Annotated in this window: 13 protein-coding genes and 1 tRNA gene; 10 read left to right on the top strand and 4 right to left on the bottom strand. The window is 72.3% G+C overall.

Translation table 11 applies throughout. The features are described 5' to 3' along the window. Window positions 1-16 precede the first annotated feature (16 nt). The 8 genes from O3S82_RS13615 to O3S82_RS13580 all read left to right on the top strand — a co-directional run bounded on the left by O3S82_RS13615 (window position 17) and on the right by O3S82_RS13580 (window position 6665). A complete protein-coding gene (locus O3S82_RS13615; RefSeq protein WP_179423030.1) occupies window positions 17-1393 on the top strand; it encodes a UTP--glucose-1-phosphate uridylyltransferase in 1377 nt (458 codons plus the stop codon). 27 nt (window positions 1394-1420) lie between these two features. Further along, window positions 1421-2695 (top strand): molybdotransferase-like divisome protein Glp, encoded by a 1275-nt coding sequence (glp, locus tag O3S82_RS13610; RefSeq protein ID WP_179423032.1) that lies wholly within the window; start codon window positions 1421-1423, stop codon window positions 2693-2695. Beyond that, window positions 2695-3297 (top strand): GNAT family N-acetyltransferase, encoded by a 603-nt coding sequence (locus tag O3S82_RS13605; RefSeq protein ID WP_269303511.1) that lies wholly within the window; start codon window positions 2695-2697, stop codon window positions 3295-3297. Before glp ends, O3S82_RS13605 begins: the two co-directional genes overlap by 1 nt. A gap of 85 nt (window positions 3298-3382) precedes the next feature. Beyond that, window positions 3383-4351 (top strand): divisome protein SepX/GlpR, encoded by a 969-nt coding sequence (gene sepX / locus O3S82_RS13600; protein WP_269303509.1) that lies wholly within the window; start codon window positions 3383-3385, stop codon window positions 4349-4351. 64 nt (window positions 4352-4415) lie between these two features. Then, window positions 4416-4488: transfer RNA gene (locus O3S82_RS13595), tRNA-Ala, on the top strand. Between the two features lie 152 nt (window positions 4489-4640). Next, window positions 4641-5750: a hypothetical protein gene (locus O3S82_RS13590; RefSeq protein WP_269303507.1), complete on the top strand. Its 1110-nt coding sequence runs from the start codon at window positions 4641-4643 to the stop codon at window positions 5748-5750. A 112-nt stretch (window positions 5751-5862) separates the two neighbouring features. Further along, window positions 5863-6312: a fluoride efflux transporter FluC gene (locus O3S82_RS13585; RefSeq protein ID WP_269303506.1), complete on the top strand. Its 450-nt coding sequence runs from the start codon at window positions 5863-5865 to the stop codon at window positions 6310-6312. Further along, complete coding sequence (locus O3S82_RS13580; RefSeq protein WP_269303504.1) at window positions 6309-6665, top strand: fluoride efflux transporter FluC; 357 nt, start codon at window positions 6309-6311, stop codon at window positions 6663-6665. Before O3S82_RS13585 ends, O3S82_RS13580 begins: the two co-directional genes overlap by 4 nt. A gap of 95 nt (window positions 6666-6760) precedes the next feature. On the opposite strand, the gene O3S82_RS13575 is transcribed toward O3S82_RS13580, so the two are convergent. From O3S82_RS13575 to O3S82_RS13560, 4 genes are all read right to left on the bottom strand, one after another. Further along, the gene (locus O3S82_RS13575; RefSeq protein WP_179423042.1) at window positions 6761-7801 is read right to left on the bottom strand and encodes an LLM class F420-dependent oxidoreductase; all 1041 of its coding nucleotides are present in this window, start codon (window positions 7799-7801) and stop codon (window positions 6761-6763) included. A 138-nt stretch (window positions 7802-7939) separates the two neighbouring features. After that, window positions 7940-8917: a DUF4349 domain-containing protein gene (locus tag O3S82_RS13570; protein WP_269303502.1), complete on the bottom strand. Its 978-nt coding sequence runs from the start codon at window positions 8915-8917 to the stop codon at window positions 7940-7942. Further along, window positions 8914-9492, bottom strand: coding sequence for an RNA polymerase sigma factor (locus O3S82_RS13565; RefSeq protein WP_179423046.1), 579 nt, complete (start codon window positions 9490-9492; stop codon window positions 8914-8916). Before O3S82_RS13565 ends, O3S82_RS13570 begins: the two co-directional genes overlap by 4 nt. 52 nt (window positions 9493-9544) lie before the next feature. Then, window positions 9545-11059 (bottom strand): dolichyl-phosphate-mannose--protein mannosyltransferase, encoded by a 1515-nt coding sequence (locus O3S82_RS13560; RefSeq protein ID WP_179423048.1) that lies wholly within the window; start codon window positions 11057-11059, stop codon window positions 9545-9547. 124 nt (window positions 11060-11183) lie between these two features. Between O3S82_RS13560 and rsmI the strand changes: the two genes are divergently transcribed. Then, window positions 11184-12026, top strand: coding sequence for a 16S rRNA (cytidine(1402)-2'-O)-methyltransferase (gene rsmI, locus O3S82_RS13555; protein ID WP_269303498.1), 843 nt, complete (start codon window positions 11184-11186; stop codon window positions 12024-12026). Next, entirely contained in the window at window positions 12023-13045 is a 1023-nt protein-coding gene (fgd, locus tag O3S82_RS13550) for a glucose-6-phosphate dehydrogenase (coenzyme-F420) (protein WP_179423052.1), read from the top strand. The genes rsmI and fgd overlap by 4 nt, the downstream gene beginning before the upstream one ends. The last annotated feature ends 3 nt before the right edge of the window (window positions 13046-13048 follow it).

Raw genomic sequence — 13048 nt, 5'->3', positions numbered from 1 at the left:
CGCTAGCCTAGGGCCGATGAACGCACTGGCAGCCGCACAGGACAAGATGCGCTCGGTCGGGCTGCCCGAGCAGGCGATCGACGTCTTCACGGCGTTCTACCACCAGCTCGAGGAGGGTGCGTCCGGCCTCATCCCCGAGTCCGAGGTCGAGCCGCTCGAGGACGTCGCGAGCATCCACTCGCTCGACTACGACACCGAGACGCTGCGCCGAGCCGCCGCCGAGACGGTGGTCATCAAGCTGAATGGCGGCCTCGGCACCACGATGGGCATGCAGCAGGCGAAGTCGCTGCTGCCGATCAAGCACCGGCTGAGCTTCCTCGACCTCATCGTCGACCAGGTGTGGCACGTGCGCTCCACCCTCGGGGTCGACCTGCCGCTGCTGTTCATGAACAGCTTCCGGACGCGCGACGACACCCTCGAGGCCCTGTCGCACTACCCCGAGCTGAAGGTCGGCGACCTCCCGCTCGACTTCCTGCAGAACCGCGAGCCCCGCCTCGACGCCGAGACCCTCGCGCCCGTCGAGTGGCCCGACGATCCGTCGCTCGAGTGGTGCCCGCCGGGCCACGCCGACCTCTACACCGCCCTCGACGCCTCGGGCGTGCTCGACCAGCTGATCGAGGCCGGCTACCGGTACGCCTCGATCTCCAACGCCGACAACCTCGGCGCCGTGCCCGACCCGGCGATGATGGCGTGGTTCGCCGAGACCGGGGCGCCGTACGCGGCCGAGGTCTGCCGCCGCACGCCGGCCGACGTCAAGGGCGGTCACCTCGTGGTGCGCCGCTCCGACGGCCGCCTCATCCTGCGCGAGACAGCGCAGATCGCCCCTGAGGACCGCGAGGCCGCGGCCGACCTGTCGGTTCACCGCTACTTCCACACGAACAACCTCTGGTTCGACCTCCACGCGCTGCGTGCCGAGCTGGACCGCGCGCAGGGCGTCCTCGACCTGCCGCTCATCCGCAACCAGAAGAACGTCGACCCCACCGATCCCGACAGCCCCGAGGTGATCCAGATCGAGTCCGCGATGGGCGCGGCGATCTCGGTGTTCGAGGGCGCCACGGCGATCGAGGTCGACCGCGCGCGCTTCCTGCCGGTGAAGACCACCGACGACCTGCTGCTGCTGCGCTCCGACGTCTATGACGTGGGCCCCGACTACCAGATGCGCGCCCGCGTGGACGACGTCCCGTCGGTCGACCTCGACAAGCGCTACTTCAAGGCCATCGGCGAGTTCGACAAGCGACTGCCGTTCTCGGTCGGCCTGCTGTACGCCTCGTCGCTCACGGTGCGCGGGGACTGGAGCTTCGGCGAGGGCGTCGTGGTGCGCGGCGACGTGGTCCTCGAGGACGAGGGCCGACCGCGCCACGTGGCCTCCGGAACGGTGCTGTCCGGGATCTAGCGCGGAACGGCCGTTAGGCTGGCACGCATGTCGTCAGGACAACTGCCTCCGCGGACGCGTCCCGTCAGCGTCGCCCCCGGCCGCCTGACGGTCGAGGACCACCTCGAGACCATCCTGCGGGGCGTCGGACCCCTCGCGGCCTACGACCAGCCCGTCGTCGAGTCGCTGGGCCTGACCCTCCACGAGGACGTCCTCAGCGACGACGACCTGCCGCGATTCTCCGCGGCCGCGGTCGACGGCTACGCCGTCAACGCCACCGACGTCGTCGGGGCCCGCCCGGGCGAGCCCGTCGAGCTCCCGGTCGTCGCCGAGATCGTCCCCGGCCTGGGCAAGCCCTTCGCCATCAGTGGCGGCTCGTGCGTGCGGATCATGGCCGGCGCGCCGCTGCCGCGCGGCGCCGACGCCGTCGTCCCCGCCGACTCCACCGACGGCGGCCGGACGAAGGTGGCCATCGGCCGCGCCGTGCTGGCCGGGTCGGGCGTGCGGCACGCCGCCGGCGACCTCTCGCGCGGTGCCGTCGCGCTGCCCGAGGGGGCCGTGCTCGGTCCGCGCGAGATCGGCCTGCTGGCCGCGATCGGCCGCGACCGCGTGCGCGCCCGTCCGCGTCCGCGCGTCGTCGTGATGTCCACGGGCCGCGAGCTGCGCGAGCCCGGCGCCCACCTCGACGCCGACTCCGTCCACGACGCGAACTCCTCGATGCTGGCCGCGGCCGTGCGCGACCTCGGCGCGATCGCCTACCGCGTCGGCGTCGTCGACGACGATCCCGCGCACTTCAAGCGCGTGCTGTCCGACCAGCTCGTGCGTGCCGACCTCGTCATCACCACCGGCGGCATCACGGGCGACGAGCGCGCCCTCGTGAAGCGCACGCTCACCGAGGTCGGCGAGGTCACCTTCTCCGACGTCGCGCTGCACCCGGGCCGCACCCACGGCTTCGGGCGCGTCTTCGACGAGCAGACCCCCGTCATCACGCTGCCGGGCGACCCGGTGTCGGCGTACGTCGGCTTCGAGGTCTTCGTGGTGCCGGCGATCCGCCGCATGCTGGGCCGCACGCCCTACCGCCGCCCGCAGGTGCACGCCGTCCTGGCCGAGGACCTCACGTCCGACACCGGCGTGCGCGAGTACCGCCCGGCGTTCTTCGAGGTCACGCACCGCGGAGCGAAGGTCACCCCCTTGCCGCACGCCGGACCCCACCTCGTGGGCACGCTCGCGAAGGCCAACGCCCTGATCGTGGTGGGCGAGGACGAGAGCGCGCTGCACCTGGGCGACACCGTCCGCACCCTCGTGCTGGACCGCAACTTCTGATGGCACGCGGGTGGCCGGCCACGCTGTCGGACGGTCTCGTCGGCGTCCGTCCGCTGGTGCGTCGCGACGCCTCCACGTGGGCGCGGCTGCGCTCGGAGAACGCCGACTGGCTCGTCCAGTGGGAGGCCACGCTGCCGCGCGGCGAGGGCAACGCGCCCGAGTCCTACGGCGCGACGATCGCCACGCTGCGCCGCCGCGCCCGTGAGGGCTCCGCGATGCCCTTCGCCGTGACGTGGGCCGGCGACATGGTCGGGCAGGTCACCGTCAGCGGCATCACGCGCGGCTCGGCGCTGTGGGCCAGCATCGGCTACTGGGTGGCACGCAGCCACGCCGGTCGCGGCGTCACGCCCACCGCGGTCGCGCTCGTGTGCGACCACCTGTTCACCAAGGCCGGCCTGCACCGGATCGAGATCTCGATCCGTCCCGAGAACGCCGCCAGCCTGCGCGTCGTGGAGAAGCTCGGCTTCGAGGAGTTCGGTCTCGCCCCGCGCTACCTGCACATCGCGGGGGAGTGGCGCGACCACCGGATGTTCCAGCTGCTCCAGGAGGACGTGCCGCACGGCGTCCTGGCGCGCCTGCGCGGGGACGGTCCCGCTACCTGAGTCCGACGGGGCCTGCGTGAACTCTGGTGCGACACACCCGGCAGGCTCCCACGGATCGAGCGCGTCACGACCTACGGTTTCAAGCGTGGGTTCCAGCGGATTGATCGTCGCGTTCGTCGTCGCCTTGTGGGCGGCGTACTTCGTGCCGCTCGTCCTGCGTCGCTACGACGAGGCGGGCAAGAACTCCTCCCTCGACCAGGACGGTCCCACGCGTCGCGTGGTGGAGCCGCGCCGCACCGTGGTGGCCGCCGAGGAGCGTCGCTCGCCCTCCGTCACGAAGAAGGTGGCCCCGCCCGTGACGAAGCGCGCCGAGCCCGCCACCCCCGCGACTTCCCCTCGCGTCGACCGGACTTCTCCGGCGGTCGACGCGCAACGTCCGCGCGTCACGCGCGAGGCCGCCCAGATCGCCGCCCGTCGTCGCCGCAACGTGCTGCTGACGCTCGTGGCCGTGCTGGCGGTGCTGACCGGCGTCACCGTCGCCAGCCTCGTCCCCGTGTGGACGCCCGCGATCGGCGTCGGCCTGATCGTCGCCTGGCTGGTCCTGTGCCGCGTCATGGTGCGCCAGGAGCGCGGCATCGCCCGCGGCTCCTCGCAGGGGCGTATCGTGCGCGGGCTGCGCGCCGTGCCGTCGTCCGTCGTCCGGGCCTTCGGCTGGGCCTCGGGCCGTGTCGGGTCCGACCGGTCCACCACCGTCGGGGGCACCGCCGCCGACGAGGAGATGACCATCGTCGTCTCCGACCAGGTGGAGGACCTCGCGCTCGAGCGTCGCAACGTCATGGAGACGGACGCGCCGCTGGCCGCCGACGCCCTCGACGAGCAGTTGCAGATCGCGGTGCCCAGCGTCTCGGCCACGAGCGGCGAGCCGCTGTGGGACCCGCTGCCGATCACCGTGCCCACCTACGTGAGCAAGCCGCGCGCGGGCCGGACGGTGCGCACGATCGAGTTCGGCCAGCCCGGCGCGTGGACCTCGGGCCACGTCGAGGGCGAGCAGACCGAGCTGCCCGGCATGGACGAGGGCGACGCGGGCTCCGACCAGCGCGCCGTCGGCCACTGAGCCGCTCACCCACCCCCGCAGGAGCGACATCGGGGACCGTGTTGCTATCCTGATGTACGACCTTGGGGCATTGGCGCAGTTGGTAGCGCGCTTCGTTCGCATCGAAGAGGTCAGGAGTTCGAATCTCCTATGCTCCACGTCATCGACGCCCCCGGACCCGGTCCGGGGGCGTCGCTCACTTCCCGGGCCCGCGCGCCTCATCCGAGCTTCCTACACGCGATGGTTCCTTCGGACCACCTTCGCGAAAAAGCGCGACACTCCCGCACCACGCGCCCCTAGGCTCACGCGCATGATCTCCCCGAAGACCCAGTACCGAGTCGTGTCCGGACTCCTCGGCGGAGCCCTCGTCACGAGCGCTCTCGCTTTCGCCGCACCTGTCGCCACGGCCGCCCCGGCCGCCGCGCCCGGCGCCAAGGTCGTCGTCCTCAACGACCCCAGCTTCGTCGACACCATCGCCCTGGCCGACGTCCCCACCAACGAGGGCCACGAGGCCGCGAACATGATCGTCGGCCTGCGCGCCGACGGCCACACGGTCACCGAGCTCACCACCAGCACCCCGGCCGCCATCACCGCGGCGCTGAAGGGCAAGGACACGCTGGTCGTGCCCGAGCTCGAGCGGGACGCGTGGGCGCAGAACATCGGCTCCGCGAGCCGCAGCGCCGTCAAGTCCTTCGTCCGCAACGGCGGCACCATCGTGGTCGCCTCGGACTACGAGGACACGCTCAACACGCTGTTCGGCTACAAGATCGAGACCACCGGCGACGACGGCTGGACCAAGCGCGCCCCCGCCGGCAGCCCGTTCCGTGGCGGCCCGGCCTCGCTGCCGGACAACAACGGCTCGAACTCGGCCGTGATCTCCACCCTCCCGGCCGGCGCGGTCGTCGAGTACGCCGACTCCGACAACGACAACGCCGGCGTCTTCACCAAGCGTGAGGGCAAGGGCCTGGTCGTCTCCCTCGGGTGGGACTGGTACTGGGCGGCTCCCGCGCAGGCCGACGGTCAGGACGGCGGCTGGCGCAGCATCCTGGACACCTCGGTGCGCACCGGCATCAAGCCCGCCGTCGCCCCGAGCAACGTGTTCAAGCTGCCCAAGCCCGCCGCGCACTCCCGTGCCGCCGCGGTCAAGCTGAAGCTCGACCTCCCCGGTGCCGGCAAGATCAAGGTCGGCCCTTCCAAGAAGGGCACGCTGAAGACCGTCACGAAGAAGGTCGGCTCCTCGGGCCACACGTCCGTCTGGGTCAAGCCGTCGGGCTCGACGATCAAGAAGCTGAAGAAGAAGCTCAAGGCGAGCGGAAAGTCCGCGGTCGCGACGAAGCTGCGCGTCAAGGCCACGTACACCCCGACCGGCGGCAAGCCGCGCACGGTCACCCGGGTCTACGTGTTCAAGCTCCAGCGCTAGCTCGAACCCCCCCCACCGGCGCGGTGGATCGTGGCCTCGGCCACGGTCCACCGCGCTGTCGTTCGCGGGGGCGTAGGCTCGGCGCGCACCCGCCGTCGCCGGAAGGAGTCCCGTGCGCGCTGATGACGCCTCGTCGCAGGCGCGGCCGCTGTACGCGAGACCGGTCGCGCTCGTCCTCGTCCTGATCGGCGGTGCGATCGGCACGGCCGTGCGTGCGTCGCTGGCCGAGGCCTTCCCGCCGGCCGCCGGCGACTGGCCGTGGGCCACGTTCGCGGTGAACGTCGTCGGGTCGTTCCTGCTGGGTGCGCTGGTCGCCGTGGTCTCGGGACGCGAGGTCGGACGGCTCCGGTACGTGCGCCCGGCCCTCGGCGCGGGCGTGCTGGGCGGATTCACGACCTACAGCACGTTCGCGGTCGAGGTCGAGCGGCTGCTGACGGGTGGTGCCGTGGGTCTCGGGCTGGCCTACGGGGTGCTGAGCGTGCTGCTGGGCGTCCTGGCGGCCGCTGCGGGCGTCCTGGTGGGTGGCGGCGTCCGGCCTCCCGCCGCGGAGCGGGACCGGTGATCGCGCTCGTCGCGCTCGCGGGCGGCGTCGGGGCCGTGCTGCGATTCGTCGCGGAGGGGCTCGTCACGCGTTCGGTGCGCGCCCCCGTGCCGCTGGGGACCTTCGCGGTGAACGTCACCGGTTCGTTCGTGCTGGGACTGGTGGTGGCCGCCACGGCCGCGGACTCGGACGTGCGCCTCGTCCTCGGCACCGGCCTGCTCGGCGGCTACACGACCTTCTCGGCCGCCAGCGTCGAGGCGTTTCTGCTGGCGCGCTCCCGCGGCCCCCGTGCTCTCTCGCTCGCCGCCGCCCATGCCGCGGCGATGCTCGTCTGCGGCCTCGGCGCCGCCGCCCTCGGGCTCCGGCTGGGCTGACGGTTTCCCCGGTTAACCGGGGAAACCGTCACTTCGCGAGGTTTGCGAACCTCGCGAAGTGACAGGAAACCTCGTTCAGTCTGCGAGGGGGAGCGTCAGAGGACGAGCTCGGCCATCATCCGGAGCGTGTCGGCGTTGCCGCCGATGGTGAGGGTGGTGACGACGGACTCGCGCCAGGCGGCGAGGTCGTCGCGGATCTTCTCCTTCGGGCCGATCAGGGCGATCTTCTCCACGAGGTCGAGCGGGACGGCGGCGGTGGCCTCCTCCTTGCGACCCTCGAGGTAGAGGTCCTGGATCTTCGCGCAGGCCTCCTCGTAGCCCAGGCGTGCGACCGCGTCGAAGTGGAAGTTCGCGCCCTTCGCGCCCATGCCGCCCACGTAGAGCGCGATGAACGGGCGGATGAAGTCGGCCGCGGCCTCGAGGTCGTCCGACACGATCACCTGGACGGGGCAGGCGATCTCGAACTGCTCGCGGGGGAGCCGCTCGGGGGCGCGCTTCGCGAAGCCCTCCTCGAGCGCGGTGTGCGCGAACTCGGCGTCCCAGGGGGAGTAGAAGAACGGGATCCAGCCGTCGGCGATCTCGGCGGACAGCGCGATGTTCTTCGGGCCCTCCGCCGCGAGCAGCAGCGGGATCTGCTCGCGCACGGGGTGCAGCGTCGAGCGCAGCGACTTGCCCAGGCCGGTGGACTTCAGGCCGTAGACGTCGCGGTAGGGGATCTGGATCTGCGGGCCGTCGTGCGCGACCCGCTCGCGCGCGATCGTCTGGCGCAGCACGTCGAAGTACTCGCGCGTGCGAGCCAGCGGACGGGGGTAGGGCTGGCCGTACCAGCCCTCGACGACCTGCGGGCCCGAGACGCCCAGGCCCAGCATCATGCGGCCGTTCGAGAGGTGGTCGAGCGTCATCGCGGCCATCGCCGTGGCGGTGGGCGTGCGGGCGGACATCTGCACGATGCCGGTGCCGAGCTTGATGCGCGAGGTCGAGGCGCCGAGCCACGCGAGCGGGGTCAGCGCGTCGGACCCGTAGGCCTCGGCGGTCCACACCGAGTCGTAGCCGAGCTCCTCGGCCAGCGCCAGCTGTTCGGCCTGGCCCGGCGGCTGTCCCTGACCCCAGTAGCCGAGGCTGAGTCCGAGCTTCATCGCGTACCTCCGTCGTCCCGGGCGCCCGTCGCCCGTGTCGTGGCTCACGCTGCCACATCGGGGGTGGCGTCGTCCCGGGGGTCTGACGAACGATGAGGCATTCGGGCACCCCAGCGGGGCCGAATGCCTCATCGTTCGTCAGGCACGGGCCCTCCGGCGGCGGAGCCACAGCACGACGGCCGCGACGAGGCCTGCCGGGACCAGCCACGGCGTGACCAGACCGGCGAACGCCACGATCCCGTCGACGGTGGCGACGAGGGCGTTCCAGCCACGCGTCAGGCCGCCGACGAAGCCCTCACCGGGCTCGACGGAGCGTGCGGTGTCCCGTGGCACCACCAGCACCTCGATCGTGGCGAGCGAGGTCTGGTCGCGCAGCACCCGCCGCTGGGCCTGCAGCGCCTCGAGATCGCTCTGGCGCTGGGTCAGCTGGGCCTCCGCGTCGAGCAGGTCGCGCGTCGACGAGGACTCGGCGATGATCGCGCGCAGCCGGCGGATCGACGTCTCGAGCGACGCGATCCGCGCGTCCACGTCGGCGATCGTGGCCGCCTCGTCGGTGCGCTCGAGGAACACCGAGGCCGGCCCGCCGAGCTCGTCCAGCTCGCGCCGCAGCGCCTCGACGGCCCCGGCGGGGACACGCACGGTCAACGAGGCCGACCCCTGGGTCCCGCTCTCGATGCTCTCGCCGTCGATCCGCCCCTCCCGCTGGGCCACGAAGACGCGGATGGCGGTGACGGCCTCGCGCACGTCGTCGACCTCCACCGACATCGAGCCCGTGGTGACGACCGTGCTGCTCGTCGGCAGCTCGGCGTCGGGGGCGACCTCCTCGTCGGCCTCGGCCCCGCCCGCGTCGGACCGGGAGGTCGGACCCTCCGCCGCGCCGGAGTCGCTCGAGGTCATCGAGTCCGAGCCCCCGGAGGTCCCGGCGAGTCCGCCCAGTCCCACTCCGACGCCACCCACCACCACGACCGCCGCGGCCGCGGCGCCGGCGAACGCGGCGCGCACCCGTCGCCGGCGCCGGCGCGCGTCCTCCGCGTCCTCGGCGACGACGTCCATGACGTGCGCACGCATCCGCTCGATCCGCTCCGGTTCCAGCACCGGCAGCTCCGTCCCGCTCATCGGGCACGCTCCTCTCGCAGGTCGCCGCGCAGGCGGGCCCGCAGTCGCGACACGCGGTTGCGGACGGCCCCGTGGGTCACGCCCAGCTCCGCGGCCGCCTGCTCATAGGTCAGGTCGCCGTCGACGCACAGCTCGAACAGCCGTCGGTCGACGGGGGAGAGGCGGGCGACGGCAGCGTCGATGGCCGCCGCGACCGCCGCCTCCTCCACGTGGCCGGAAGGGTCCGCGCCGGGGTCCACCGGCTCGTGCTCCAGGTCGACCGCGTGCAGGCGAGCGCGCTTCCGTCCGGCGTTCAGTGCGGTGTAGCGCGCCGTGACCATGAGCCACGGCAGGATCGAGCGGTCGACGATCGTGATGTCGCCGATGCGACGCCACGCCGTGACGAAGGTGTCCTGGCAGACGTCCTCGGCCTCGCTCGCGTCACCGACGACCCGGTGCGCCTGCCAGTAGACGGCGCTGACGTGCCGGTCGAACAGCGTGCCGAACGCGAACGTGTCCCCTGCCTGCGCACGCGCCAGCAGCGCCGTGTCGCTCAGTGGCGGGTCGTACCCCGCGCCGTGGGCCGGTCCGGCCATCGTCTCGATCCTTGCCTCCACGACCTCTCATGTCGCGGTGCAGCGCATCGTCTCAGATCCAGCGGTCCCACCACATGCGCTCGCGCCACTGGTCGTACGTGATGATCCGGTTGGCCAGGATCGGGAAGAAGTACCAGAACGTGACGGCGACGACGCCGAGGTAGGCCGCGAGGCCCGGCCACCAGTAGCGGTCGGGGATGCGACGGCGGATCGCGTTGAACACCAGGCACAGCGCGATGATCATGAACGGCACGATCGCGATGGCGTAGAACGTGAAGATCGGGCGGCCCGAGGTGATCCACCACGGCGCCCACGTGGCCAGGACGCCCACGAGCGGCAGGCTCCAGCGCCACGTGGGGTTGCGGATCCACGCGACGAGCGCGGTGACCAGGCCGAGGGTGCCGACCCACCAGATCGCCGGGTTGCCCAGCGTGAGCACCTGGCGCACGCACTTGGAGTCGGCCGAGGCGCCGCACACGTCGGCGGCGATGTCGAAGTTCGACGAGACGTTCGTGGGCCGCCACTGGATGAGCCAGCCGAATGCGTTGGACTCATAGGGGTGGGACTTCGAGGCGAGGTAGTCGCCCGTGTGGAAGTTCCAGGTCATGACGTGGAACGACCACAGGGAGCGGAACGCGTCGATCAGGCCCCCGAGGGGACCGCGCGTGGGATCGGAGACGCTGCCCCACACGGGCTCGTCGCCGTATCCGTTGCCGAAGCGGGCCTCGAACACGTCGTGGTGCAGCAGCCAGCCGGTCCAGGTGAGCAGGTAGACCACGAGCGCGACGCCGACGAGCCAGCCGAACGCGGGCAGCCCCACCCGGAGCACGCGGACGAAGGCGTCCTGCACCGACTCGACGCGGCCACGGGCCCAGACCTCCCAGATCACGACCGTGAGGCCGAACGCGGCCAGGACGTACAGGCCGCTCCACTTCGTGGCGACGGCCATGCCGAAGCAGGCGCCGGCGGCGAGCTGCCACGGCCGCCACGCGTAGTAGCGCCGGTCGAGCGCCAGCCGCTCGCCCAGCCAGTCGCGGTCGACGGCGAGGCACGCGACGGCGCACAGGATCCAGAACGCCAGGAAGATGTCGAGCAGGGCGATGCGCGACATCGTGTAGTGCAGGCCGTCGAGGGTCAGCAGCAGCCCGGCCACGCAGCCGAGCGCGAGCGAGCCGGTGAGGCGCAGCACGAGCCGCGCGAGCACGAGCACCATGAGCGAGCCCACGACGACCGCCGCGAAGCGCCAGCCCAGCGGCGTGAGGCCGTAGATCTTCTCGCCGAACGCGATGAGCCACTTGCCGCCGTCGGGGTGGACGATCCACGTGGGGTCCTGCGTGAAGACGTCGGTCTCGCCGTTGATGATGCGGCCGTTCGCGTCCTCGACGGCGTCGCGCGCGTAGCCGCCGTGGATGAGGCCCCACGCGTCCTTGGCGTAGTACGTCTCGTCGAAGGTGAGCGAGTTCGGGCTGCCGACCTTCCAGATCCGCAGGGCGAACGCGAGGAGCGCGATGGCGATCGGGCCGATCCACTCCCACGCGCGCAGGCTGATCCGGTCGAGCAGGGTCACCCGCACACCCTAGCCAGACGGGACGCCCGGCGGGAGAGTGTTCTGAACTCGCAGTTACCTTCCGGTCGCGGGGCCCGGACGACGGCCGACCGGCGCGTGCGCGGGTCCGTGGCAGGATCGAGGGGTGCTGATCCTCGCCGCGACGCCCATCGGGACGGTGGCCGACGCATCGGGTCGGCTGGCCGACGCCCTCGCGTCGGCCGACGTGGTCGCCGCCGAGGACACCCGCCGCTTCCGTCGCCTCGCGGCGGACCTCGGCGTCGAGGTCCCGGGCCGCGTCGTCTCCTACTTCGAGGGCAACGAGCAGCAGCGCACCACCGAGCTGCTCGACCACCTGCGCGACGGGGCGACCGTCGTGCTGGTCACCGACGCGGGCATGCCCAGCGTCTCGGACCCCGGCTACCGGATCGTGGCCGCGGCGGTCGCCGAGGACCTGCCCGTCACCGCGATTCCCGGGCCGTCGGCGGTGCTGACGGCGCTCGCGGTCTCGGGCCTGCCGGTCGACCGCTTCTGCTTCGAGGGCTTCCCGCCGCGCAAGCCCGGCGAGCGGTCCCGCGTGCTCGGCGCCCTCGCCGACGAGCAGCGCACGATGGTCTTCTTCGAGTCCCCGCACCGCACCGCCGCCACCCTCGAGTCGATGACCGAGGCGTTCGGCGCCGACCGGCCCGCCGCGGTGTGCCGCGAGCTGACCAAGACCCACGAGGAGGTCGTGCGCGGTCCGCTGTCCGAGCTCGCCGCCTGGGCCGGCGACGGTGAGCGGGTCCGGGGCGAGATCACGATCGTGGTCAGCGGCAGCGAGCCGCCCGCCCCCGCCGACCTCGACGAGACCGACCTCGCCGCCCTGGTGGACGAGGCCCGCGCCGAGGGCCTGAGCACGAAGGACGCCGTCGCGGACGTCGCGCGGCGCACGGGGATCTCCCGCAAGGTGGTCTATGCCGCCGCCCACGCCACGAAGGAGTCGACATGAGTCAGCCGTTGAAGCTCGGGTACAAGGCGTCGGCCGAGCAGTTCGGCCCGCGCGACCTCGTCGAGTACGCCGTCGCTGCCGAGGCGCACGGCATGGAGTCGGTCTGGACGAGCGACCACTTCCAGCCGTGGCGGCACACCGGCGGCCACGCGCCGTTCTCGCTGGCGTGGATGACCGCGGTCGGGGAGCGGACCAGCTCGGTCGTCATCGGCACCTCGGTGATGACGCCGACGTTCCGCTACAACCCGGCCGTCATCGCGCAGGCCTTCGCCACGATGGGCTGCCTCTACCCGGGGCGGATCGTGCTGGGCGTCGGCACGGGCGAGGCGCTCAACGAGATCGCCACGGGCTTCCGCGGCGCCGGCGAGCAGGACTGGCCCGAGTTCAAGGAGCGCTTCGCGCGGCTGCGCGAGTCGGTGCGGCTCATGCGCGAGCTCTGGTCGGACGAGCGCGTCTCGTTCGAGGGCGAGTACTACTCCACGCACGACGCCTCGATCTACGACCGCCCCGACGAGCCGATCCCGGTCTACGTCGCGGCGGGTGGCCCGGTCGTGGCGCGGTACGCCGGCCGCATGGGCGACGGCTCGATCTGCACGTCGGGCAAGGGCCCCGAGCTCTACACCGAGAAGCTGCTGCCGGCGTTCCGTGAGGGCGCCGAGAAGGCCGGTCGCGACCCCGAGGCCGCCGACCGCATGATCGAGATCAAGCTGTCCTACGACACCGACCTCGACACGGCGCTGGAGAACACGCGCTTCTGGTCGCCGCTGTCGCTGACGCCCGAGCAGAAGCACTCCATCACCGACCCGGTCGAGATGGAGGCCGCCGCCGACGCGCTGCCGATCGAGCAGATCGCGAAGCGCTGGATCGTCGGCTCCGACCCGGACGAGGTCGCGGAGATGATCGGCCAGTACGTGGACTGGGGCTTCAACCACCTCGTCTTCCACGCGCCGGGCCACGACCAGACGCGCTTCCTCGAGCTGTTCGAGCGCGACCTCGCCCCACGCCTGCGCGACCGCTGAGGC

It is taken from the genome of Aeromicrobium sp. HA (assembly GCF_027171405.1).
Taxonomy (GTDB): domain Bacteria; phylum Actinomycetota; class Actinomycetes; order Propionibacteriales; family Nocardioidaceae; genus Aeromicrobium; species Aeromicrobium tamlense.
The sequence above is the reverse complement of the archived record's forward strand: the minus strand, read 5'-3'. Positions and strand labels throughout refer to the sequence as shown.

What these genes read in the sequence shown, in the direction of transcription:
- O3S82_RS13615 (WP_179423030.1), top strand. Translation starts at nt 17, where the DNA reads ATGAACGCACTGGCAGCCGCACAGGACAAGATGCGCTCGGTCGGGCTG.
- glp (WP_179423032.1), top strand. Translation starts at nt 1,421, where the DNA reads ATGTCGTCAGGACAACTGCCTCCGCGGACGCGTCCCGTCAGCGTCGCC.
- O3S82_RS13605 (WP_269303511.1), top strand. Translation starts at nt 2,695, where the DNA reads ATGGCACGCGGGTGGCCGGCCACGCTGTCGGACGGTCTCGTCGGCGTC.
- O3S82_RS13590 (WP_269303507.1), top strand. Translation starts at nt 4,641, where the DNA reads ATGATCTCCCCGAAGACCCAGTACCGAGTCGTGTCCGGACTCCTCGGC.
- O3S82_RS13575 (WP_179423042.1), bottom strand. Translation starts at nt 7,801, where the DNA reads ATGAAGCTCGGACTCAGCCTCGGCTACTGGGGTCAGGGACAGCCGCCG.
- O3S82_RS13570 (WP_269303502.1), bottom strand. Translation starts at nt 8,917, where the DNA reads ATGAGCGGGACGGAGCTGCCGGTGCTGGAACCGGAGCGGATCGAGCGG.
- O3S82_RS13565 (WP_179423046.1), bottom strand. Translation starts at nt 9,492, where the DNA reads ATGGCCGGACCGGCCCACGGCGCGGGGTACGACCCGCCACTGAGCGAC.
- fgd (WP_179423052.1), top strand. Translation starts at nt 12,023, where the DNA reads ATGAGTCAGCCGTTGAAGCTCGGGTACAAGGCGTCGGCCGAGCAGTTC.